Raw genomic sequence first — 24,076 nt, 5'->3', positions numbered from 1 at the left:
ATAGCTCACTATGTGACGGGTACGAATTGACAAAGCCAACACCCATGCAACTTGAAGAATGAAGGGTATAATCAATTAATAAGCGCTCCTGTTAGCCCCCATTCAATAAAGATCATACAGCCCAACAAGAGCAACCTAAAGCACCGAAGAAGCCTTTAAGATCAGAAATAGGTAACGTCGATGTCCAGGCTCCAGCATGGTCATGGCCATGTAAACCACAGTTATCTGCACACCCACAGGAAGCCATCGCCATCTGACGTACAGCCAGTGAATTCTTGCCTGCACCTTCTGGCTCCCCCCAAGCAGCAAAGCCTTTGAAAGTACGTACTGGTGACCAATCAGGCATCGCCGGTGGAACCTGGTTTTCATCGTATGATGCAAACGGACCTGCACCCCAGACCACTTTCCCCCCTACCATCGTCAACTCAGATGTCAGGAAAGAAATTTCATCTTCAGAACACGCAAAATAGTCCTTATCCGGTACCACCAAATCAGCAAACTGTCCCACTTGAATACGCCCTTTCTTCCCTTCCTCATTAGAGAACCAGGTAACGTTTTCAGTCCACATACGCAATGCTGTTTCCCGATCAAGGCAGTTGCTACGCGGATAAAGATTCATACCGCCCACGGTTTTTCCCGTGATCATCCAAGCCAGAGAAACCCAAGGGTTATAAGAGGCAACACGAGTAGCATCGGTGCCAGCAGAAACTTTGACACCTTTCTCCAGCATACGCGCAATAGGAGGCGTCGCTTCCGCTGCACCCGCACCATAGCGCTCAACAAAGTATTCTCCCTGGTAAGCCATACGATGCTGTACGGCTATCCCGCCCCCCAATGCTGCCACACGATCAATAGAACGTTCTGAAATGGTTTCCGCATGGTCGAAGAACCAGTTGATACCCTCTAGTGGAATATCCTGATTGACCTTCTCGAAGACATCCAGTGCACGAGAAATGGTTTCATCGTACGTTGCATGTAAACGCCACGGCCAACGGTTTTCTGCCAAAATCCTGACCACTTCTTCCAGTTCGCCTTCCATTTCTGGTGGCATATCTGGCCGCGGTTGGCGGAAATCCTCAAAATCCGCAGCAGAGAACACCAACATTTCACCAGCACCATTATGGCGAAAATAATCATCCCCCTGTTTATAAGTGACCGAACGTGTCCAGTTCAGGAAGTCTTCTTTCTCTTCCTGTGGCTTTTGAGTAAACAAATTGTAAGCCAGTCTTACTGTCATCAGCCCTTCATCAGCGAGTTGTTGCACCACGGCATAGTCATCTGGATAGTTCTGAAAACCACCGCCCGCATCAATCACACCACAAACACCGAGTCGATTCAGTTCGCGCATAAAGTGACGCGTAGAGTTGACCTGATACTCAATAGGCAATTTAGGGCCTTTTGCTAACGTTGCATACAGTACACTGGCATTAGGTTTTGCCAATAATAATCCTGTTGGATTACCTTTCGCATCCCGGGTAATTTCTCCACCAGGAGGTGCCTGTGTATCTTTGGTATAACCAACAGCACGTAATGCTGCAGCGTTTAGCAGTGCTCGATCATACAAGTGAAGCAGAAATACTGGGGTATCTGGCGCGATCGCATTGATCTCTGCCAGGGTAGGTAGGCGTTTTTCAACAAACTGATGTTCAGTGAAACCGCCAACCACACGTACCCATTGTGGTGCAGGGGTAATAGCGACTTGGCGACGAAGCATGTCCATAGCATCGGCTAAAGAGCGAACACCATCCCAACGAAGCTCGAGATTATAGTTCAGGCCACCGCGCACCACATGAGTATGGTTATCAATCAACCCAGGTAACACACGTTTACCTTTTAGATCAATGATTTTTGTGGCTGAGCTGGCAAAAGCCATCACTTCAGCTTCACTTCCTACTGCAAGAAACTTTCCATCTTTGACCGCTACTGCACTCGCTGTAGGATTGGATTTATCCAAAGTGCTGATTAAGCCATGATGTAAAATAACATCGGCTATAACAGGTTTGCTCATGAGTCTTTTTCCTCAATGGATGACTTTTTGTCTGCTGTTTGACGGCCAGGCAACTGACCAAAAATATGATTGATAGTTTCTGTTCTGGTACAAGCGGTAGAAAAAACGGTACCAGCAATCAATTGTTTTCCTACAGGAATAATTTGTTCGCCAATCAGCATACCTAATAAACCGAGAAGAGCGATTAAGGGAGGAGCTGGAGAGCGGACATTTAGCAAGCTATAAATAATGCCGACTAAAAGGCCCGCTCCTAATGTCAGAATATATATTTTCATCTTAACCTGAAAATAAAGGTATAATGCAAGCGATTTCATATAACCTGGATTGAAGAATATTCAAGTCAATAAAATATGCATTATACCTGTTGTTAGACTTAGAGATTATTTGGCTGGGTTAGGGCCAATACGCTCACCATGTTGTACACGTTCTTCTGCTTTGTGAACCATAGTATATGCGTAGTCAACACCGATGCCATAGGCACCAGAATGCTCTTTAGCTATTGCCATAACAGCATCATAAGTTTCTTTATGTGCCCAGTCGCGTTGCCATTCAAGCATCACTTGCTGCCAAGTAACAGGGATTACACCTGCTTGCACCATACGATCCATTGAGTATTTGTGTGCATCTAGGGTAGTACCACCAGAAGCATCAGCCACCATGTATATTTCATAGCCGCCTTCTTTCATTGAGCAAAGAGCAAACGTGTTATTACAAACTTCCGTCCATAAACCAGCAACAATCACTTTTTTACGACCATTGGCTGCCAGCGCATCACGAACATTCTGGTCATCCCAAGAGTTCATCGAGGTGCGTTCAAGGAGTTTGTTCTCTGGAAAAACCGCAAGCAACTCTGGATAGGTGTGCCCAGAGAAACCGTCAGTTTCCACAGTAGTAATAGTCGTTGGAATATCAAACGCTTTAGCTGCTTTTGCCAACGCAACTACATTATTTTTCAGGGTTTGACGGTCAATAGATTGAACGCCAAACGCCATTTGTGGTTGCTGATCGATAAAAATAACCTGGCTATTCTGTGGTGTTAATACATCAAGAAAATAAGACATTTAAAGACTCTCCTAAAATTATTTAAATTATGAATTAGAAAAAATCAATATCCACTTTTTTTGGAAGTCACAAGCAGTACTGATTTTTAATTACTCTAAAACTTTACCGCCTACATTTCCAATTAAATCTTCTTCACCTAAATAAGATGTTTTCTTATTTTATCTTAGGTTATTAAGAATTAAAAAAACCAGTTATCATACAATGACTAAATTAGCTCACAAAAATCTGGCGCACGGAAATCGATTTTTTCAAAAAAACATTAATGTCAGTTAAGTAGATGGTTTTCCCAGCCACTTCTGGCAGTTAATAATCATTTTAAAATCATGGCAATAAATTAATTACAGCTAAAAAAACCAATACTATGAAGCAAGTAGCGTATAGTAAAAACTCGATTTTTTATTGCTGAATACGACTCCAAGTTAAATGTGTATTGACTACGCCTACTCACCCTAGTCATCATGTAGCCTCTTTATCTACTTTGTTCCTAGAGGTTTTCTGTCCCCACACAACTTGGGTGCTTTAAAGTATATGTAAATTAATATTATTTTAAATATCTATTTCTGATAAACACTGTCCTGAACTAGGTGACAATGATGAATTTCGAAGATCTTCATATATTTACTACTATTGTTAATACTAGAAGCTTTACAACAGCTGCGGAGCAATTGGGCCTATCAAAACAATTTGTTAGCCGGCGATTAGCTGCCTTAGAGCAGTCCGTTTCTACAAGGCTATTAGTGCGTAATACTCGCAAGCTTTCTGTGACTGACATTGGTATGGCTTTTTTTCATCAAGCACAGCGAATTATTGATGAGGTGTACGCTGCAAATCAGTTACTTTACCTTCATCATAAAAAACTGGTTGGCTTTATGAGAATCAGTATACCTATGACGTACGGATTACATAATTTATATAAAAAAATTATTGAGTTTAAAAACCTAAATACTGATTTGATGCTTGATGTCGAAATGGAGGACCGCTTTGTAGATTTGGTTGGAGAAAGTGTCGATATTGCCCTACGTGTTGGAAATCTTACAGACTCAACACTGATTGCACGATCGCTTGGGAGCTTACCAATGGCGCTTTGCGCCAGTCCTGAATATCTTCAGCGCGAGGGCCCAATAGAAAAGGCAGAGGACCTAATTAAACATAAGTGTTTACTGTACGGGCATGAAGAACAGCGCGGTTGGAATCTTTGTGTGGATGGTAAAAGCAAAGTATTTGCAGTTACTGGACACGTTTGTAGTAACAACGGTGAATTTATTAAGGAAGCGGCAGAAGCGGGGTTGGGTATAGCTTTGTTGCCACTTTTCATTGTAGAACGAGCATTTGAAAAAGGAAAACTGGTTAAAATACTACCTTTCAATACTCCAATAGGGTTACCTATCAACATCGTTTATCCGAAGCACAAACAGAATTCTTTAATCATTCGGGAGTTTATATCCTTCATGCTAGGTAGTGTCTCTTAATGAACAATGATAATGCCATGTTTTATAATAAAGAATAACTCATATCTCGTTATAATATGCCGAACCCGGCTTGGGAATTAATCGCTTCTTTTTTGCCTCCTGGGGTCTGTCGCATTAGCGTAGAGAAGTTAGCAACAGTTGCGCTGCCGATTATTTAGGCAGCCAACAGATAAAATTATTCCGCAGGTGACAATCCCTCACTTGGCGGATATTGATATTACCCTTTACATATCATGTGGATCAATTCGATGCTGGCTAAATAGCTATATGGACACCTCACCAGTGCAAGTGTGGGCAGACCTTTTTCTGACAAGGTAGTCACAAACATATATTCGGCTTCGTGAGCCCTGATGAACATCCGTACTCTCTGACCTCATTAGCGCCATGGCTTCTGACAGCCAAGCTATTTGCCAGGTTTACAGAGCGTTGTTTCTACCTGTGAGTACATCAACGCTTTGACTTTACTTGATAAAGGCACTTCACTTCGAGACATAAACAGTTTTCTGATTCACCAGCGACCATGCTATTCGCGCATTTTTGTTCGCCAGTGCTACAACTGCTTTATTCACGCCGCTTCGGGTGATTATGCCCTTCAGCCAGCGTTGCAGTCCGCTGCAACGCTCATTCAGGAGGTTTACGACGCGATAGACCACTGAACGAGCGCCATGGATACCTGACGACGCCTTAATACGGCATCAACATATTGAATACGCTACCGTATTATTCATTAAATTCAATCAATTAGAGATTTTTCTATCCATTTTTTTACTAAATAGCCGCGTCTAATAGTGCTACAGGTGGGAGTGATGCAGGTTAGTTGAGCGCATGAATGCGCGATACGAGCCCCCAAGGATGGGTTCACAGCGTGTCGGCGTTCCGCATGATTCCAACCTACCTGAAGCTTACAGTGAAACGGTATTAAGCGTGGTTATTTAGGCTATCAATAGTTTAATTTTTCGAACAAATCTGCTGCTGAAGTATATTCATTTGATAAACATAAGTTTTCCTCTTCTATTTCCGCATCGGTATTTATAGATTCAAAAATCATTATTTTACATTTTTTATGATTGTATCATTCCAAGACTTTTCAAGTTCTAATATGCTTTTTTTCTTTTGGTAAATGTTGGTTTTTTTTTATTGTTTCATCTAATATTTTTTTCTTTTTTTTCAATTGACTTTTGTTTATCTCTTACAATTGACTTACTTCCGGCTCGGTAAACGCAGCACTTACATTGAAGGAATAAATTGAAATAAAAAATAGAACTTTAATTACTTTCATAGAATTCAACCCTTCTTTTAAACCTGTCATCAGGAACAGAAAGCCAAATTGACCTGTCCGCAATTACTCTCCCAAAACTCTGTAAATCACCTGAGTACGCTGGCCTTTGTATGTATTTTCTGGTTCTTGAGCTATAGTCTCCACGGTAACGTAAATCTATAAGGATTTCTTTTATCTTATCTGGAATAGCATCCCATGCGAGAGTCGATGATATATTAGGATTTGGGTGGTATTTTGTTATTGTGAACTTGTCTTTGCATATTTTCTCCACATCACTTTTTAAATCCTCGTAGGTTAACATGAATAAAGATAATTGCTGCAACTCGGTTATCTCACCAATTGAATCTCTATATTTAGCAACAAAATCATAAGCCTATCATCCTTTTAATCTAGCTCCTTCCGATATGGATTCTGCTTTTTCTTTTTCTATCCCTGCTTTCCTTAGGCTTATTAATGCACTTGTTCTTGATCTTTCACCAAGGTCAAACCCACGACCAATAGTCACTCCAGAGTTGCTTCTTCCACATAATGAAGACTTTCCTGGTCAATGTATTTTCCTTGAATAAAAACGACTTGATTTTAGATTATCACCCTCTGCTCTGAAGGTTAATATTCCTTTATTTGGTTCTAGCATTTTATGTAATCTACAAGGTTTTATTTATTATATATAACTCATTTTTTTATGATTCTACTTTTTTTCTTAGGTAGCATTGTGCAATTGGGGTATTTTCTTTATGAATTCGCATCAACAATGGCTGGTTTGCCCAGCCATTGTTATTTTGTGCAACTGCGGGCAATTTTGACCGGGATCAGTAGGTCAAGCCATGCCCAAAGGGGTAGATGATTTCGCCTTCAGGAGATTTGATATCAACAGGCAGTTTACCGCTAGGAACATTAAAGAAGTGGGTGTCAGTATCATTTTTAAACAATGTTCTGATGCCAGCCCGAATATTGGCTTCAAGAGAGTTACGATTGTTATTGGTGACATCAAATCCGGTGATACCATAAATCGCCAAGTTAGCGTTCACGTTATCCAGATAAGCAATGTCGTAAGGGTTGCGTGATGAGATAACAACCAGAGGCGTTCCCAGCTCATTCGCTTTATCAATAGTCTGTTGTGCAGCATGCCCTTTGGTCTTTAGATTGTAAGTAACCAAAATAACCAGATCGTTGGCTTTAATGCTTTCTTCCAGACTGGCTGGCACAGTTTCCTTATCCAGCTTATATGCCAGACTAGAAACTGTGATTTCCTGATTTTCAAGCCGGCTAGCAATGTTTTTCAATTCACTTTGGATAATGTCATTGCGTGTATTTTCATCAGAGATGATCAGCAGGTTATTCTGTGCATTAAGGGAGTAGGGCAACAGATTATCATTCTTGATAAGCGTAATGGCGTGTTCCGCCACGTTCTGTTCATCGCGTTTATGCTCTGGTGAAGCAACGACAGATTGAGCGAACTCCAGAGTGTGTGGATTGTGTGCAGTGATCTTTTTTGCCAATTTAGTTTGAACAACCCGGGTCGCTGCTTCTTGCAGGCGTGACGCGAACGCGGGGTTTTTATAGTGCTGTGTTTCCAGATACTGGTAAAGCTCTTCCAGTTGTTCAATCCCCTGCTGATCCCATATATGAACTGGCATCACAATGACATCACTACCCGCCATCAGTGCCATTTCCACAGCTTCAACAGCACCAAAGTTCTCAGTGATAGCTCCCATATCCATGGCATCAGTAAATATTAGGCCGTTGAATTTAAGCTCATCACGCAGGATACCGGTAATGATTTTTTGGGATAATGTGGCTGGCAAACCGATTTCGGTTCCATCTTTTTTAGAAACTACCTTGGTATCGTCAAGGGCAGGCACAATGATATGTGCCGTTATTACGGCATCAATTCCCTGATCGATAACATGTTTGAATGGCACAAGATCGCTTTGCCGCCATTCGCTTTCAGTATAAGGAACCAGCGGCAACCCAAAGTGAGAGTCGGTTTCCACGTTACCGTGACCAGGGAAGTGCTTTGCGGTGGCCAAAACAGAGTTCTGCTGCAATCCCTTGATATAGGCACCCGACATCTCATTAACCAGCGAAATATTGCTGCTGAATGAACGCACGCCGATAACCGGGTTATTCTGGTTGGTATTAATATCCACAACCGGGGCGAAGTTAATGTTCACTCCCAGTGCTTTGAGCTCCGAGCCGTGAACTTCACCCACATGTTGTGCCATATTGACATCGCGCGTTGCGGCCAGCGCCATATTGCCCGGCATTTCTGTGCCTTCGCGCAGACGCGTGACGTATCCACCTTCCTGATCAGTACTGATCAGTAAAGGCAACTGATAACTAGCCTGCTGTAAATCCTGAATCAGCTGATAGCTCTGTGGCGTACTAACAAAGTTTTCCCGAAATAGGATCACGGAACCCAGTCGGTAGTCATTGATGACTTTAGCCAGTTCCGTAGGGAGTACGGTGACGCTTTCCGGTTCCCCGGCAGCGTTTTTGCCCCAATTACGAACATCCAGCATTAGCACCTGGCCGATCTTTTCCCGAGGGCTCATCTGAGCGACTATTTCTTTGGCACTGGTTTGTGATGTTTCCCATAATTTATCTTGCTGGCTGGAAGAGGATTGAGAGTTATCGCACCCCATTATTGTCAAACTGGAAAAAAGCACAGCAACAGTTGTTACTCCTAGTATTTTCATTGCCTTCCCTCATGATGAATAGAAAATCCGTAGTATAGAATAATAAATTCGTGAAATTATAATAGAATAGAATTTAATATTCATAGGTTTCATCACACTTCTCATTGATTCGAGCCACCAGGGAGGCTGATGCCGAGAACCCGTGCGGTATCGCGACATCCAGAACCATTCATCGTCATATTAACAAGGGTTTGGTATGTGTCTGGTTTGGCACCGGATACTGAATGCCCGTTACATCGTACCCCCAGGGTTTCATTGCACTGAGGGCAGACGACATCAACTTTTGCCATGAATTTTATCCAAAGCGCGGAGCATACGCGATCAGCAAGTCTGCGTCACGACCCGCGATACCATCCCCCACGGAGGGGTTCACGGCGTGTCGGCGTTCTTCATCATTCCCACCTGTCAGAAGCGTGATGTGTCGCGGCATTAAGAACACCAATTAGATACAAGGGACACAGCCTAATTGGAGGACATCCCAGCAGTTGTGCTATGGGCACTGGCAGAATAGAGAAGGAATTTTGTTCTGCCATAGTAGAGTAATACCGGATCCAATACGCCCTGGGTGCTCATAACAAGACGCAGCTCACCCAGGGAAACCCTATCACTCCTCTACGTTGCTTATATCAACACTTTTTGTTACTGGTCAGGAGTGGCGTATATTGTATGACTGTCAACCAAGTCCCCATAGAGTGTGCGGGTTTGTATCTCCATTGCATCGCCTTTAATATGTAACGTAGTGAAAACTTGGATATTAGTATCAAACAGCACATCAGCAAAGGGAACAATCCCTGCCAAACCAGCATCGTAGAATTTTGCCGAATCCGATCCGGCAATAAGATAAGTCGCTCCAGCAGGATCAAGTTGCCCCTGTTTTAAAGGAACGCTACGACTATAGATATGATCATGCCCGGACAAGACCAGGTCGACTCCTGTTTCATCTACAACAGGAGGTAGATACTTTTTCACTAATCCGTTACCTGAAACAGGATTTGCCTCATAAGGGGGACGGTGTGATATTAAAATTTTCCACTGCTTGTTACTGGCTTTCATATCCTCACGTAACCAGGCCATCATCTCTTGCCACACCTTGTCAGTGCTTACCTCTGCGGTGATCACTGCAATGTGTGCATTGTTGTAATCAAAGGAGTACACCGCTTTTGAAACAGGAAACGGTAAACTGTGAGCATAGGGGTAGGAAAACATAGAAGCATATTTAGTCGCGCCATCATTGATCACTTCATGGTTGCCTTGGGCAATCACCAGTGGCACTGACGACGCTTTATCTTGTCCTTCTACTTGCTCAAGAAATCTACGTACCAATTGGTATAGGCTTATATCATCTGTAAAATCCCCCACATGCAGGATTAAATCCTGCTTCGGCAGTTGACTTTCCATTTTAGCCAGAAGCTCCCCCACTAACGGAGAACCATTGTTGATATTATCGCTATCTTGAGTTTGGGTATCGCCAAATAAATGGATACGGACTTCATCACTGTTGTCTGCTGTAGTGAATTGATAAATATCGCTTTTATCCGCTCCTTCACCAATTTGATAAAGATACTGGCTACCCGCAGCCAAACCATTAAGGGTAGCATGATGTACGCGTACCAAACCCGCCTCTGGGCCATACAGGAAGGGGATAACCTCACTGCTTCCCTGAGTTTTGTGCACCAGACTCCCTTCACCAAACATGACCGTTGAGTCTGAGTTCGCGGTGTTGGTGTACCAGGTCAGGTTTATGCTATCTGTGCGTTTACCCGGTGTCAGGTAGATGTAACGTGGCTGCGATTTCAGGTTTTCTGGTAGTGCTGAAATGCTAAGGATCAGTGAGCTTCCCTTACTGTCGAAAATACGGAACGTATGGGTGGTGGAACAGTCGCCTGGCTCAGCGTGGTGACAGTCCAAGGGGTATGATAACCGGCCATTGCTGTCGGTCACACCCAACATTTCAATACCAGAAACGGTGTCCGTTGCAGAGTTGTAGTCCACCTTTTCAATTTTTACGCCTGAAACAACCTGCCCATTTCTATCCACCACAATCAGTTCATTGGTGCCTTCTTTCTCAATCCAACGATTGAACAGGCGATACAAACTGGAGATCTCTTTTTTGATCACCGGATAATAGAACGGTTTGCCATCAAGGGTGCCAGAGACAGTCAGTGCGGCATCGCCGCGGCTGATGTAATCATGTAGCGTTATTTCGATAGTGGCGATCGTTTGCGTTTCTTGGGAAAAACCACTGAACTCAGCGGACCAGCTATTCGACGTGAGATTGAGGTTGGAACCTTTCAGGTGGTTATCGACAACCTTGAGCGAATATTTGGTGCTGTCAAAACCCAATGTCAAATTGAGCTTGGTGAAGGTATCGCCACCGATAACCCTGATGGGTAGGCGGAAGGTAGTACCGGGATAAAATGACTCAGCCTGACTGTCATCAACATAAATACGGGGAGCACTGGTCACAATATTAAACAGGTAATCCCCCGTAGTGACGTTACCGTAATTATCCCCAAGACTATAGTCCACTTTGTGCCAGCCGTCTTTTAAGTCGCGGGTCTGGTGGGTAAAGGTATCTATGCCATCAAACTGCGTTGCGGCGGAAACCTCCTTGCCATCCAGTTTTAGTCGCACAGTTTCAGGATTTATCCCCGAAGCGTCAGCGGCTTTCAATGCTAATGCGGGTGAATTTGTCGATAAGGTGTCGCCCTTGGCTGGTGTGATTTCAATATTTGGCCCATGCAGATCGGTACTTTCACTATAAACAGAAATAAAATCATCAAGATAAATGGATGAATCTATACGTTCAGCTGTGCTGGTGACTAAAAAACGGAAAGGCTGATCGAAAAAGAACGGGGGCTCAAAACCTTCAGGGATCTTGGCATCCACATAATGCCAACCGGCTGCCGGCAGTGGATCAGAAGACTGATTGTAATCAATGGTGACGCTTTTACCTTTATTGTCTCTTAGCAAACCACGCATCCACCAGTTCTTTTCCGCCAACTCCTCTGGAATATAGATAGTGACGCCCAAACGTTTAGGGTAGCCTTCTATTTTGGTTAATTTGACAGGGTCGGTTAAATAAGCCCCAAAAGTACCGGGCTGAGCAGGATCGGCTTGCCACTGCAATTTAGCGGATTTTTTACCAGAGTAAAAAGTATCTGTGCTTTCATCCAAAGAAAGCTTAAGAGCTCTTGCACCTTTTGCAGTGTAGTGTTTTATCCCCTCTTCGAAGTCTTCAATCAGCATTGGTGGTACACCCACTTTAATCAAAATCGATGCCGATTGGTCACCGTAGCTCATCGTAACTCTGGTTTCTCCCCCTTGCACCTTTGCTGCGCTAAAAATGCCAGTTTCGTAATCGATGGTGCCGTTTTCCAACGTATCGAGGTGATAGATAAGCTGGGAAGGATTATAAAAAACAGGTTCACCATTTTTACGTAAAATAGGCTGTATGCTTCGTGATTCACCTGCTTCAAGAACCAAAGTGTCAACAGCAAAGCTTAGGCTATCTATCTCTGTCACCACACTGAGCTTAGAACCGGATGTTTGTTCACCTGACTGTATCAAAAGATAACCGTTTGCGGCCTGCAGCCCCGCCGTGAAGGCGAGATCGCTTTTGTGTACCCGCCCAAGCTTGTCATCAGATGTGCCTAATATGAGAGCCTCAGAGAGAGAATCAAATTTGCCATCATAACCAATCGCCAGTAAATCTCGGTATTCTGACCCAGCCAATACGGTCAGTGATTTTGGGAATAGCTGAAGCTGATTAGCATAGTTACCGCTGCCGGTCAGCATTAATGCCCATTTTGTTGCCACTGGGCGCTCACTGCCATCCGATGGGCTATTTAGCAGACTGGCCTCTTGGCTACCTGGCATACGGTAGGCCATGGTTGTAGAACCGCCACCATCAAGCTCAATAGCGGTTTTAGCTCCATAAGCCAACATGATCTGGCCGAGTTTTTTCAACGTAATGCCATCAGAAGGTGACAGCATCGGTTTATCCACCGCAAGAAAGAAAGCGCTACCGTCTTCTCTGACTCCCAAAGCGGTTCTGGAACTGATGGCTGATTCATTCTGAGCCCCTAGGGATAGAGAACCATTTTCCACTAAGAGGCCATTCATAAATCCTCCCCCTAATGCATGCTTAACGTCACGCCAGGCGGGATCATCCGTTTCATAACGAATATCTAGGCTATCACCTATGTTTACGTTAGAAAGTACATTGTTGTCGGCCACAATCAGGGCGTGGCCAGAAGGGATCACCAGAGATCTTTGGGAAACAATTTTGACCACTTTGCTGCTAAATGGCGGGTATTGGACGCGATTGGAACCCTCTTTATTGGCAATAACGGTCACTTCATTTGCTTCCGGTCTTACTAATACGGCACTTTTATTGTCTAAATTAACGATGGAACGGTAGTTATCACCACTGTAAACGCTGATGGACTTATCGCTTTGATCGGCAGAGAATTTAAATTTATTCTCATTTTTCTCTTTATCAAAATGATAAATCGTCCTGGCTCCCCCCATAGCTTGTCCATTGTGATACCAATTCATGGTGAAAAGCGGCAGCCGTTCTTTCCCCCAAATCTCAATGGTGTCATCATTTTTTACAATAACTGCACTCTCAGTAAAGTCTCTGGAAGTATGTGAAGTATTGGCACCTGAATAGTTAACCCCGTTGAGGGTTGTAATACCCACGTTCCAGCCATTAAACATGTTATAAGGGTCCGCATTGATCGCGCCGATAATGTTAACCCCTTTAGCGAGGGCACTTTCCATGCTTTTAGTGGTTGATTCCATACTCCATTGACCCGTTGAACGTTCTAACGGATGTAAAGCAATCCCCGTTCCCGTTTTGAACTCCATCGAGAGAATTTTTTCATTTTTAGTGTGATTCAAGCGCCCCATGGTGATGGCAAAATCATCGTTAACTTGATAACGATTGAAAGCTGTAATTTCTGTCTCTTGTTTTTCATTCTGATGGCTAGTGCCCCCTATCACCTTAGGGGGTATCGCTACAGAGAAACGCGCATCAATATTGTCTGCCGGTTCAATAACCCGAGTTATCCAATCTTCTTGTTTTCGAAAGTTAGCTGTGAGAGACAGATTTTTATCCACATGGATCTGTAGCGGGTTTTTATCACTGGTAATATCCCCAACCCAACCGATGAATTCATAGCCTCCTTCTGCTATTTGTGCGGTTAATGTCACTAAGGAACCTGACGCATATTCGCTTTTCACTGGGCTGATGGTGACCTTTCCCCCCTCTTTTGGAGCTACATCTAGTGATACTTTATAATTAATAGGTACTGGGTTAACCGTTGCACTGAATTGTGCGGTGATATCCATATTATTCTGGACGCGAATAGTGATAGGATTTTCACTGCCGGTTAAGCTATTGTCCCAATGGGTAAAATGATAATTCTCACTGCTAGGTATCGCGGTTAAAGTTACTTCACTCCCTTGTGGATATTCACTTTTTTCCGGTGAAATAGTGATATGTCCCCCCTCTGATGGACTAGCATCCAAGGTTACTTTATAACGAGATACTGGTTCTATGCTTTCTCCTGCAGGGGGTGATGCATTATCACATGCCATCAAGGCCATCCCTGCCAAAATCAGACAAGCCTGCCGAATATACATATCTCTCATCATTAACATCCTATGTGCTTGATTTTAAATTTGATAATAACGAAAATTTGTTACAGATTTATTTGATTGTGGTTGATGAATATTAAACAATTCGAGTTCAGCTTAGGCCATCATCAGCACGGTCATTTCGGAATGGGTTACCTTGATTGATGGCTCATGCTCTTTGAAACCCTTGCCATTCAGTTGTTCACGACCGTCAAACCTCATCAGTATTGACTTGAAAACATTCCAGATATTCAGAAGGATGAAACGCTACGTGAAGGCTAAAGGCTATCCCTCAATTGCCCGAGGTGCCGTGGCAGACCCAAAGCCCATTTTCTGTGTTGTTGAGCTTGAACCAAGGGCCAATCTATCCTTCCTCCGCCTGATGACGCGCTTTTGGGGCGCGACCCTACGGGCTGGGGCCATTTGCGCGCATTGCTGCGTTGTTCGCCGCTTATTTGGCCCACCAAACCTCACGGCTCACGCCTTGCTCTGCGCGTAAATGATCGCCAGCGGCTCTCGCGTACAGTTAAGGGGCATAGCCTACTGGTAAATTGCCGGAGCAAAGTATTAAGCTTGAAAAGCTAACGCTACATAAGCAACGAAAGCGTACGAGACTGAGGTATTCAAAATCGCCAGAAATTATAGATAGGATGTTGAAAATGATAAAAGATAAGAAAAAAAGTATTTTACTGGCGATAGTTCTGCTGATAATCGTTATTTTCATCGTATTCCCACCAGCAGAGTATTTGAATCTGGCGGTACTGAAAAGCAATCTAGAGACACTGAATACTTGGAGAGCTGAGAAACCCTGGCTCGCTGGCAGCATTTTTTTCTTGTTGTATGCCTTGGTCACCGCTTTATCTGTGCCTGGAGCCATACTACTGACGTTGCTTTCCGGTGCCTTGTTTGGCTTGGCACTCGGTTCGGTATTGACTTCATTTGCCTCTACCTTAGGCGCCACATTAGCCATGTTGATCAGCCGCTTTTTGCTTTATGACTGGGTACAACAGCGTTTTCAGCAACAACTGGGAACCATTGATAGAGGAATTAAGCAGGATGGAGCCTTTTATCTATTCGCATTACGACTCATTCCGATATTTCCCTTCTTCCTGATCAACCTGGCAGTGGGGATAACTCGCTTGCCTGTGCGCACTTTCTGGTGGGTTAGCCAACTTGGCATGTTGCCTAGTACGCTGCTGTATGTAAACGCGGGTCGTGAACTGGCACAGATCACGTCTTTGGCTGGAATTTTCACACCAGGTCTGATAGGGGCATTTGCACTACTCGGCCTGTTACCCCTCATCTCCCATAAAGCATTGAGTACTTTTAAACGCCGTAAGTTGTTGGAAGGTTGGCATAAACCGACACACTTTGATCGGAATCTGGTGGTTATCGGTGCTGGTTCTGGCGGCCTGGTCTCTGCTTATGTTGCTGCAGCCGCTAAGGCAAAAGTGACACTGATTGAAAAAGGCGATATGGGCGGTGACTGCTTGAATACTGGGTGTGTCCCTTCAAAAGCATTGATCCGTGCAGCACGTTTGGCAAATGACCTGAAACATGCTGAGCAATTGGGTTTCCGTCATGTCTGCGGACAGGTCGATTTTTCCGCAGTGATGGAAAGGGTCCAGCAGGTTATCCAGCGTATTGAGCCTCATGATTCTGTTGAACGTTATTCTCAGCTTGGCGTAGAGGTGATCCAGGGAAAAGCGACGGTGACATCCCCCTGGAGTGTTGAGGTCAACGGACAGCATCTGAGCACTCGTTCGATGATTATTGCAACCGGTTCAAGACCTGTCATCCCGGATATTCCTGGTCTGGAACAGGTTGATGCATTGACGACAGACACGATTTGGACACTGCGTGAACAACCCCAACGGTTACTGATCCTGGGAGGAGGCCCTATCGGATGCGAACTGGCCCAGGCGTTCCAGCGCCTGGGGTGCGCAGTCACTCTGGTTGAGCGAGGAGCTCAGGTTCTGAAGCGCGAGGACCGCGAGGCCAGCGAAACGGTCATGCATGCACTAAGAGCAGATGGAGTGGATGTGCGTCTACAGCACCGAGCGATTCGTTTTGATACGGACGCAGGTAAACATCAACTCATCTGCCATCACCAGTCTGATAACCAGGAAGTCTCTCTGCCCTTTGATCGCGTTCTGCTGGCATTGGGTCGCGTGGCCAATGTGAGCGGTTTTGGCCTAGAGATGCTCTCTCTAGCCGTCAGGGAGAATGGAACCTTAGAAACCGATGAGTATTTGGCTACCCGATTTCCGCACATTTTTGCCGTAGGGGATGTCACAGGACCCTATCAATTTACACATGCTTCAGCGCATCAGGCCTGGTATGCCGCCATCAATGGCCTGTTTGGACAGATCAAACGTTTTAAAGTGGATTATCGAGTCATGCCGTGGGCGACCTTTACCGATCCCGAAGTCGCTCGGGTTGGATTAAATGAACAGGAGGCCGGACAACAAGGTATCGCTTATGAGATTAGCCGGTTTGAGCTGGGTGAGCTTGATCGAGCGATCACTGAAAACGCTGCACATGGCTATATACAGGTTTTAACCGAGCCCGGCCGTGATCGCATTCTGGGGGTGACTGTGGTGGGAGAACAGGCCAGTGAAGTGATCACGGAATATGTCACCGCCATCAAGCAGGGTTACGGGTTAAACAAGATCTTGGGGACGATCCATATTTACCCTACTTTAAGTGAGGCCAATAAATACGTTGCTGGCGTCTGGAGAAAAGCGCACACGCCGCAGTGGTTAATGCGAGGATTAGCACGTTTCCATCACTGGCGTTTGGGGGGCAAAGCCTGATGACATCAAAGTTCGACATCCTGTTGGTCGGTGCGGGCCATGCACATGTCGTTGTCTTGCGAAAGTGGGCAACGCGTACTATCAAAATGAGGCGTATAGCCTTACTTTCCCCTTCTCCCTATGCGTGGTACTCCGGTATGTTGCCGGGGTTGTTAGCCGGGCACTACCGGCCAGAACAATGCCGTATCCATTTGCCCCCTATCTGCCAAGCCGCAGGCGTTGAATTTATCCAGGGAACACTGGATATGCTGGATGCAGACAGAAAAAAGGTCCGACTGACAGACGATACTTGGCTACAAGGAGAGTGGTTATCACTGAATACCGGTTCGGTTCCCAGATTACCGGAACGTCAGCAATCGTCCATCGACATTTGTCCGGTAAAACCCTTTGCCGACTTTTTGGCGAAAGTGGAACGTTGGCAGCAAGATCCCAAACCCGTAGCAATCGTAGGGGGTGGGGCTGCTGGCTTAGAGTTGGCACTGGCACTGCCTCATCAGGTCCCTTCTCTAGCTCTTTTTTGTGGCGGTAAGCTGCTTCGTGGCCATCCTCCCGCTCTACGAACAAGGGCGTTGCGTCATCTACGCCAAAAGCGCATCCAGGTAGATGAGCACTGTGCTATTGATACTATTGCCGGAGATAGGTTGATGGCGGGGCAACGGGTCGTATGGCAGGGAAATAGAGTGATCATGGCAACCGGGCCGGCACCATTGGACTGGTGGCAGAATTCGGGGCTGCGGTGTGACCAGCTAGGGTTTATTCAGAGTTCTGAAACCTTGCAAAGCCCTTCTCATCCCCATGTTTTTGTCACAGGAGATTGCGCCGCTATCACCAATACACCTAAAAGCGGTGTGTATGCAGTACGCCAAGGGGAAGTCTTAGCCAATAACCTGACACATCTGTTCACTCAACAACCCCTTGGCCATTTTAAACCTGTAGCCTCAGCGCTGGCGCTACTGGCAGACGGACAAGGCGGCGCGCTGATGAGTTGGGGGCGGCTGACCGCCGAAGGGCGTTGGGCTGGGCGGTGGAAAGACTTTCTCGACAGGCGTTTTATCAAGCGTCACAGCTTCGACGAATTGACATGAGGAGACAGCGTAAAATGAGGTTTATAAAATGAGGTTTTTCAGACGACTGCAGAGCGCAATCGTGATGTTGATGTTGTGTCTGACCTATCAGGCCATGGCTGACATCTCCCACTGGGAACGGCTTAAACAGCAGGCACAGGGACAAACGGTCTATTTTAATGCCTGGGGCGGTGATGCTGCTGCCAACGCTTATTTACGCTGGGTAGCGACAGAAATGCAACGGCAGTACGCCATCACCGTCAAGCTGGTTTCTTTATCTGATACCGCGGATGCAGTGCGACGCATACAGGCAGAGGCTGCTGCTGGTCGGCGCGAAAAAGGTTCTGTCGACCTGCTCTGGCTGAATGGCGAGAATTTCAAGACGTTAAAAATGGAGGGATTATTGTCTACCGGCTGGGCGGAGCAATTGCCTAACTGGCAGTATGTCGATACCACTCAACCCGTACGAGAAGATTTTTCCATCCCCACAGAGGGGGCCGAGTCGCCCTGGGGGCGAGCACAACTGATGTTGATTGCCGATCGTGAGCGTGTGCCTAATCCCCCTAGCGATCCTGCAAGTCTGCTGGCTTTTATACAACGGCATCCCGGGCAACTGACGTACCCTCGCCCACCGGATTTTATCGGGACGGCGTTTCTAAAACAGTTGTTGCTGTCTCTGACATCAACACCCGAAGCATTCAGTATACCTCCCCAGCCAGAACAATTTGCTACACTCACTGCCCCTTTGTGGCAGTATCTTGACCAGCTTCATCCGTTACTGTGGCGTCAAGGCAGAGACTTCCCGGCATCCGCTGCGCGTATTGATCGCCTGTTGGGAGATGGTGTAGTCATGTTCTCTCTGACCTTTAATCCAGCACACGTTGCCAACCTGATTGCAGGTGGACAACTTCCCGCTAGCGCTTATGCCTTTGGTTTTCAGCAAGGGATGCTAGGCAACGTCCATTTTGTGGCAATACCTTTTAATTCTGATGCTAAAGCTGGCGCTCAGGTTGTGGCCAACTTTCTTCTCTCCCCACAGGCACAACTCCGCAAAGCCGATCCTAAGGTTTGGGGCGACCCGACGATACTTGATCGCCATAAACTTCCCCAGTACTGGCAAGCCGAACTAGAAAGAAACATTCCCGGCACTCAAGCACCGCTTCCCGTTTTGGCTGAACCCAATTCAGCCTGGATCCCGGCTTTGGAGGCTGAATGGTTGAAACGGTACGGTGTACGTTGAGTATTGGACGTACATTGAGCGGAAAAGTATTGGCCTGGGGTGGGGTAGGATTAGTGTTTTTTCCTGTCTTGCCAGGGCTAGGATTTATGCTGCAGCCCATCCTCAGTGGACAAAATTGGGCATTTTTCTGGCATGATGACCAGTGGTTGCCAGCCATGCTGGCAACTCTGGTCTCTTCTGTTATTGGAAGCCTGGGAGCCCTTCTACTTTGCCTGTTGGTTGTGTTGGGGTTATATCCAGGAACTAAATGGCGGCGATATCAGCGAAAATTGCCAGCGTTACTGGCGCTGCCGCATGTGGCATTCGCTGCGGGAAGCTTGCTGCTTTTCACTTCTACCGGATGGCTAGTTCGACTGATGACAGCAACCGGTTTATTTACGATGGCAAGAGGAGTCGAAGGCACGCACGATCCTTATGGCGTAGGTCTTGGGCTGACTCTGGCTCTTAAGGAGAGCTGGTTTTTGCTGTGGGTGGCCGGTGCTCAGTTGAAACGGACTGACTTACAGCCTCAATTACTGGTTATGCGCAGTCTCGGATATGGCCGCTTGCAAAGTAGTTGGCTAGTGTTGATCCCACAATTATTGCCCTCCTTGGGCTGGGCGATAGTGGCTGTGCTGGCCTACAACATTTCTGTGGTGGATGTGGCAATTATCTTAGGGCCAGGTAATCCCCCAACATTAGCCGTGCTAAGCTGGCAATGGCTCACTGGATCTACGCCGCAGATCCAGGCAAAAGGCATGATTGCTGCATTTCTGCTGATTGTCTTGCTTGCTGTTCTGGCGCTGGCGGGGTATCTCATGTGGCAGGGGTTGTCTCGCTGCCTGTTTCCTCATTCTGGTCGGCGTTATCTTGCTGCTTGCACTAGGCCGCTTTCCTGGCTAGCAGGAATAATGACCGTGATTGGCCTGATGGTATTGTTAATGCTGTTAGTATGGTCACTGGCCGGCATCTGGTTCTACCCTGCGCTGTTGCCACAAGGCTGGTCATTGACTGCCTGGCAGACAGCAGATCTGGCTCCGCTCTCAACAACACTGTTACTGGCGCTTGCAGCCAGTCTCTGTGGAATAGCGATCGTGGTTGTCTGGCTCGAGTGGGGCCCCCCACGCGGCGCTCTCTTTCTGTGGTTACCTCTCTTGCTGCCAGCATTACCTCTGGTAATAGGCCAATACGGTTTGTTATTACGAGCGGGCGTGGATGGTACGTTCAGTGCCGTGGTGTGGAGCCATTTACTCTGGGTGATCCCCTACATGTTATTGATCCTTGCCCCCGCATATCGGCAGGTCGATGGCCGTCTGATATTGTCTGCGCGTTCACTGGGGCTGGCTCGCTGGCAGGTTTTGCTGTATGTAAAATGGCCATCACTATTACGCCCAATTCTGTCTGCATGGGCTATCGGTTTCTCCGTCAGCATTGCTCAATATTTATCCACGCTATACGCTGGCGCGGGTCGTTTTGCCACAGTGACGACCGAATCCGTCGCTTTAAGCAGTGGTGGTGATCCACAAATCCTGGCTGTTCAAGCCTTACTGCAATTCTTCTTACCCGGAATGGTTTTTCTGATTGTTGTCTTATCCGGCTTGTTAGTCGGTCACTATCGACAAGGATTACGCTAATATGCTTTCTGTTCGCGGCGTTACGCTCACCCGCTCAACACATCTTTTGTTGCAAAAGATAACTTTCGATGTTCCCGCTGGTAGTATTGTGATCCTGATGGGGCCTTCTGGAACAGGAAAGTCAACGTTGCTTAACTGGATGATTGGCGAACTCGACCCAACTTTCAAGGGGCAAGGCGAGTTATGGTTGAATGGCGTACGGCGGGATTTGTCCCCTACCGAACAACGTCGTATCGGCATTCTCTTTCAGGACGACTTATTGTTTCCGCATTTAAGTGTTGGGCAAAACCTGGCCCTGGCGCTGCCCGCGACTATGACAGGCAAAGTTCAACGCAGGCAACATATTGAACGTCAACTGGATGAGGCTGAGTTGACAGGATTTTATACCCGAGACCCAGCAACGCTATCTGGCGGGCAACGTGCTCGTGTTAGCCTGTTACGTGCTTTGTTGGCTGAACCGGAGGCATTGTTGCTGGATGAACCGTTCAGCCGCTTGGATATACACCTGCGGGCTCGATTTCGTCAGTTTGTTTTTGATCATATTGCACATAGAGGCATCCCCGCGGTTTTAGTGACCCATGATGCGCAAGATATCCCTCCAGATGGGCGGATCATTATGTTGGGAGAGGATCATCATGCTTGATCGTTACCTGCTGGAAAAGAGTAAAAAGGTACGCGAAGTTGTCGCTGGCAAATTCCAACAGATGGGACTCAAGGCAGACCAGGTCACCTGGTTGGGATTTATGCTTGGCATGTGTGCCCTTCTGTTGATTGTTTCACACGCTTATTATTGGGCGCTGCTCTTTATCATACTGAATCGCCTTGCCGATACGCTTGATGGCGCACTGGCGAGATTAAATGGTCCAACCGATCGTGGCGCATTTCTGGATATTACCCTGGATTTTTTATTTTATTCATCCGTTCCACTGGGTTTTGCCATTGCCGACCCGGTTAATAATGCACTCCCGGCCACCGTGTTGATCTACAGTTTTATTGGCACCGGTTGCAGTTTTCTTGCGTTTGCTGTGATTGCTGAAAAACGCGGTATCGCTAGCAGTACTTATCCCAGTAAAGGGTTTTATTATCTGGGAGGATTGACTGAAAGCAGTGAGACTGTGCTGTTATTCTTACTGATGTGCCTGTTCCCGGAGCAATTTTTCTGGCTAGCCTATGGTTTTGCAGCCTTGTGTGTTATCACCACGATGACGAGGATATCAGCAGGTATCACCCTGTTTTCATCCCAGAGTAAGTAGGGATAAATCAGGTGCCTTAAACGCACACGAGCGCCGCTGGCGTTAATAGCGCAGGGATGCGCGATACCAGCCCTAGAGAGGGTTCACGGCGTGTCGGCGTTCCTCATCATTCCCACCTGCCAGAAGCGTGATGTGTCGCGGTATTAAGAACACCTATACTCAAAATAATTCGAGTTGCTTGTAGGCGGCAACTGAGCGAAGCCCCAAGAGCTTACTCAGGTAAGTGACTGGGGTGAACGAAGGCAGTCAACACCCAAGCAACTTGAAGTATGACGAGTATATTTAGAAAGGGTTCACGAAACGCTTGATATCACTAAGTCCTAAAACCTCCTCAAAAACTGGGCCGGTTCTATATTCCCCCTTTCCGAATTAACGCTAGCGATTAGAGGCTGAAAAACTGCATTTTTAGGTGTCTTGTATCTATATTCAGTAAGACGTAATCTCTTCTGTCCTAACGTCATTTTCAACGCTGCTACATAAGCGTAATAAAAATAGGGTTATTGGTTTATATTTTATGAAAAAGATATTATTTTTTTTATTTATGTCGTTTTTCTTACTAAACGGATGTAATGATTCACAGGTACTGACCACTCCGCAGGAAAGCAAGACGCTCGTCTTGGGTATTGATCAACCCGAGGTTTATGGCCCATTGTTATCGGGTAAACGGATAGGATTGATGGTGAATCAAAGTTCTATTGATTCATCAGGGCAGCATGCGATTGAGAAATTAATCGCGCTACAGGATAAATATAATTTTACCGTCACCACACTTTTCTCGGTGGAACATGGGTTACGAGGTAATGAAGAGGCTGGATTTGGCGATAAAGATTATATCGACCCTTCGACGGGGTTGCAGGTCTGGTCGCTGTATGGCAGCGATACTAATGGTAAACGCTTAGCACACCCTTCCGAAGAAAAATTAGCTAACGTCGATGTGGTTATTTTTGATCTGCAGGATGTTGGGGTACGCTTTTTTACCTACACCATCTCAATGCAATGGATGATGGAAAGTGTCCAAGCTTATGGCAAAGAGTTTATGGTGTTTGATCGCCCAAACCCTAATGGAGATACTATTTATGGCCCATTGCTGGAACAGGATAATGTCTCTGGCATCGGTATCGCACCGGTTCCTATGGCTCATGGGTTAACCTCCGGTGAATTCGCTCGGATGATTGTCGGTGAGGGCTGGCTGAATGGCGTTAACAATGCCGACAACCGTTGGGATTTGTTTGGGCTACCAGAATATCGTCTTCCTGCCGACCAGTTACACGTGATTGCCATGAAGAATTATACCCATGCCACGCCCTACTCGTTGCCTAAACCTCCATCACCTAATTTAAGAACCGACATGGCTATCCGCATGTATCCTTCATTAGCGCTGTTTGAATCCACCAGCGTAAACATGGGACGTGGTTCTGACTATCCGCATGAGCAAACTGGGTATCCCGATAACCAATTTTATATCAATGCCGAGTATCAGATTGATCCAGGGCTGACAGCATTTGGCTGGCCGCAGGGTGGACAATATGCTTGGGGGCAGAGTTATCGCCAAGAAACAACAGGGATTTCTCCTCAACAGAGAAAGCCCTCAATCCAGCCTTTTGTGCAATGGTGGTTCAACATGGAGAAATATGGCTACAAAACCTATGTGAGCTATGAACAAGAGAGCCAATATCTGCAAAATGCGGATCGTTACTATGTAATACGTCCAGCATGGTTAGCAAAATTGGTGGGGAGCAAATCATTCCTAGAGGCGTTAAAAGCCGCCAGTGAGAATAACCTTTCGGAAGAAGAGACTATCCAGCAAATAGAAGCTGGCTGGCAACCCGCTTTACTGACATACAAGGCAATGCGTCAGAAATATACTCTATATCAAGATGAAATTTAATTTTTGATCATTGGCCTGCTGTTTAATGTGCCCACCACTGTT

The 24,076-nt window shown here is 46.1% G+C and carries 14 protein-coding genes and 1 pseudogene; 8 read left to right on the top strand and 7 right to left on the bottom strand.

All coding sequences use genetic code 11. The features are described 5' to 3' along the window. Positions 1 to 112 precede the first annotated feature (112 nt). The 3 genes from OK023_RS03290 to OK023_RS03280 all read right to left on the bottom strand — a co-directional run bounded on the left by OK023_RS03290 (position 113) and on the right by OK023_RS03280 (position 3,069). Positions 113 to 2,008 (bottom strand): amidohydrolase, encoded by a 1,896-nt coding sequence (locus OK023_RS03290; RefSeq protein WP_317694772.1) that lies wholly within the window; start codon positions 2,006 to 2,008, stop codon positions 113 to 115. Beyond that, entirely contained in the window at positions 2,005 to 2,283 is a 279-nt protein-coding gene (locus tag OK023_RS03285) for a XapX domain-containing protein (protein ID WP_317697464.1), read from the bottom strand. Before OK023_RS03285 ends, OK023_RS03290 begins: the two co-directional genes overlap by 4 nt. 105 nt (positions 2,284 to 2,388) lie before the next feature. Beyond that, entirely contained in the window at positions 2,389 to 3,069 is a 681-nt protein-coding gene (locus OK023_RS03280) for a hydrolase (RefSeq protein WP_317694770.1), read from the bottom strand. A 591-nt stretch (positions 3,070 to 3,660) separates the two neighbouring features. On the opposite strand from OK023_RS03280, the gene OK023_RS03275 reads away from it, so the two are divergent. Continuing rightward, positions 3,661 to 4,539, top strand: a complete 879-nt coding sequence (locus OK023_RS03275) for a LysR family transcriptional regulator (protein WP_317694768.1) — start codon at positions 3,661 to 3,663, stop codon at positions 4,537 to 4,539. 1,265 nt (positions 4,540 to 5,804) lie between these two features. On the opposite strand, the gene OK023_RS03270 is transcribed toward OK023_RS03275, so the two are convergent. The 4 genes and pseudogenes from OK023_RS03270 to OK023_RS03255 all read right to left on the bottom strand — a co-directional run bounded on the left by OK023_RS03270 (position 5,805) and on the right by OK023_RS03255 (position 14,178). Beyond that, complete coding sequence (locus OK023_RS03270; RefSeq protein WP_317694766.1) at positions 5,805 to 6,119, bottom strand: hypothetical protein; 315 nt, start codon at positions 6,117 to 6,119, stop codon at positions 5,805 to 5,807. 508 nt (positions 6,120 to 6,627) lie between these two features. Then, a complete protein-coding gene (nagZ, locus tag OK023_RS03265) occupies positions 6,628 to 8,517 on the bottom strand; it encodes a beta-N-acetylhexosaminidase (RefSeq protein WP_317694764.1) in 1,890 nt (629 codons plus the stop codon). Between the two features lie 122 nt (positions 8,518 to 8,639). Continuing rightward, positions 8,640 to 8,807 (bottom strand): annotated as a pseudogene (locus tag OK023_RS03260) (IS1-like element transposase); the annotation flags it as partial. Between the two features lie 349 nt (positions 8,808 to 9,156). Beyond that, positions 9,157 to 14,178 carry a phosphodiester glycosidase family protein gene (locus tag OK023_RS03255; RefSeq protein WP_317694762.1) on the bottom strand — a complete coding sequence of 1,674 codons (5,022 nt, stop codon included), beginning with the start codon at positions 14,176 to 14,178 and terminating at the stop codon, positions 9,157 to 9,159. A 641-nt stretch (positions 14,179 to 14,819) separates the two neighbouring features. On the opposite strand from OK023_RS03255, the gene OK023_RS03250 reads away from it, so the two are divergent. The 7 genes from OK023_RS03250 (at position 14,820) to OK023_RS03220 (ending at position 24,034) form a co-directional block, all read left to right on the top strand. Further along, a complete protein-coding gene (locus tag OK023_RS03250; RefSeq protein WP_317694760.1) occupies positions 14,820 to 16,976 on the top strand; it encodes an FAD-dependent oxidoreductase in 2,157 nt (718 codons plus the stop codon). Continuing rightward, on the top strand, positions 16,976 to 18,061 hold the full coding sequence (locus OK023_RS03245; RefSeq protein WP_317694758.1) for an FAD-dependent oxidoreductase: 1,086 nt from the start codon (positions 16,976 to 16,978) through the stop codon (positions 18,059 to 18,061). The genes OK023_RS03250 and OK023_RS03245 overlap by 1 nt, the downstream gene beginning before the upstream one ends. 28 nt (positions 18,062 to 18,089) lie before the next feature. Further along, positions 18,090 to 19,280, top strand: coding sequence for an ABC transporter substrate-binding protein (locus tag OK023_RS03240; protein ID WP_411569383.1), 1,191 nt, complete (start codon positions 18,090 to 18,092; stop codon positions 19,278 to 19,280). Further along, positions 19,253 to 20,893: an ABC transporter permease gene (locus tag OK023_RS03235; RefSeq protein ID WP_317694756.1), complete on the top strand. Its 1,641-nt coding sequence runs from the start codon at positions 19,253 to 19,255 to the stop codon at positions 20,891 to 20,893. Before OK023_RS03240 ends, OK023_RS03235 begins: the two co-directional genes overlap by 28 nt. A 1-nt stretch (position 20,894) precedes the next feature. Next, positions 20,895 to 21,536, top strand: a complete 642-nt coding sequence (locus OK023_RS03230; RefSeq protein WP_317694754.1) for an ATP-binding cassette domain-containing protein — start codon at positions 20,895 to 20,897, stop codon at positions 21,534 to 21,536. Next, entirely contained in the window at positions 21,529 to 22,146 is a 618-nt protein-coding gene (locus OK023_RS03225; protein WP_317694752.1) for a CDP-alcohol phosphatidyltransferase family protein, read from the top strand. Before OK023_RS03230 ends, OK023_RS03225 begins: the two co-directional genes overlap by 8 nt. Before the next feature lie 514 nt (positions 22,147 to 22,660). Beyond that, positions 22,661 to 24,034 carry a DUF1343 domain-containing protein gene (locus OK023_RS03220; protein ID WP_317694750.1) on the top strand — a complete coding sequence of 458 codons (1,374 nt, stop codon included), beginning with the start codon at positions 22,661 to 22,663 and terminating at the stop codon, positions 24,032 to 24,034. The last annotated feature ends 42 nt before the right edge of the window (positions 24,035 to 24,076 follow it).

Origin of the sequence: Serratia sp. UGAL515B_01 (genome assembly GCF_033095805.1) — a bacterium.
GTDB lineage: Bacteria > Pseudomonadota > Gammaproteobacteria > Enterobacterales > Enterobacteriaceae > Chania.
This window is presented reverse-complemented; position numbering and strand designations above follow the sequence as displayed.

Coding starts and splice junctions, on each gene's coding strand:
- OK023_RS03290 (WP_317694772.1), bottom strand. CDS start 2,008: ATGAGCAAACCTGTTATAGCCGATGTTATTTTACATCATGGCTTAATC.
- OK023_RS03285 (WP_317697464.1), bottom strand. CDS start 2,283: ATGAAAATATATATTCTGACATTAGGAGCGGGCCTTTTAGTCGGCATT.
- OK023_RS03280 (WP_317694770.1), bottom strand. CDS start 3,069: ATGTCTTATTTTCTTGATGTATTAACACCACAGAATAGCCAGGTTATT.
- OK023_RS03275 (WP_317694768.1), top strand. CDS start 3,661: ATGATGAATTTCGAAGATCTTCATATATTTACTACTATTGTTAATACT.
- OK023_RS03270 (WP_317694766.1), bottom strand. CDS start 6,119: ATGTTAACCTACGAGGATTTAAAAAGTGATGTGGAGAAAATATGCAAA.
- nagZ (WP_317694764.1), bottom strand. CDS start 8,517: ATGAAAATACTAGGAGTAACAACTGTTGCTGTGCTTTTTTCCAGTTTG.
- OK023_RS03255 (WP_317694762.1), bottom strand. CDS start 14,178: ATGATGAGAGATATGTATATTCGGCAGGCTTGTCTGATTTTGGCAGGG.
- OK023_RS03250 (WP_317694760.1), top strand. CDS start 14,820: ATGATAAAAGATAAGAAAAAAAGTATTTTACTGGCGATAGTTCTGCTG.
- OK023_RS03245 (WP_317694758.1), top strand. CDS start 16,976: ATGACATCAAAGTTCGACATCCTGTTGGTCGGTGCGGGCCATGCACAT.
- OK023_RS03240 (WP_411569383.1), top strand. CDS start 18,090: ATGAGGTTTTTCAGACGACTGCAGAGCGCAATCGTGATGTTGATGTTG.
- OK023_RS03235 (WP_317694756.1), top strand. CDS start 19,253: ATGGTTGAAACGGTACGGTGTACGTTGAGTATTGGACGTACATTGAGC.
- OK023_RS03230 (WP_317694754.1), top strand. CDS start 20,895: ATGCTTTCTGTTCGCGGCGTTACGCTCACCCGCTCAACACATCTTTTG.
- OK023_RS03225 (WP_317694752.1), top strand. CDS start 21,529: ATGCTTGATCGTTACCTGCTGGAAAAGAGTAAAAAGGTACGCGAAGTT.
- OK023_RS03220 (WP_317694750.1), top strand. CDS start 22,661: ATGAAAAAGATATTATTTTTTTTATTTATGTCGTTTTTCTTACTAAAC.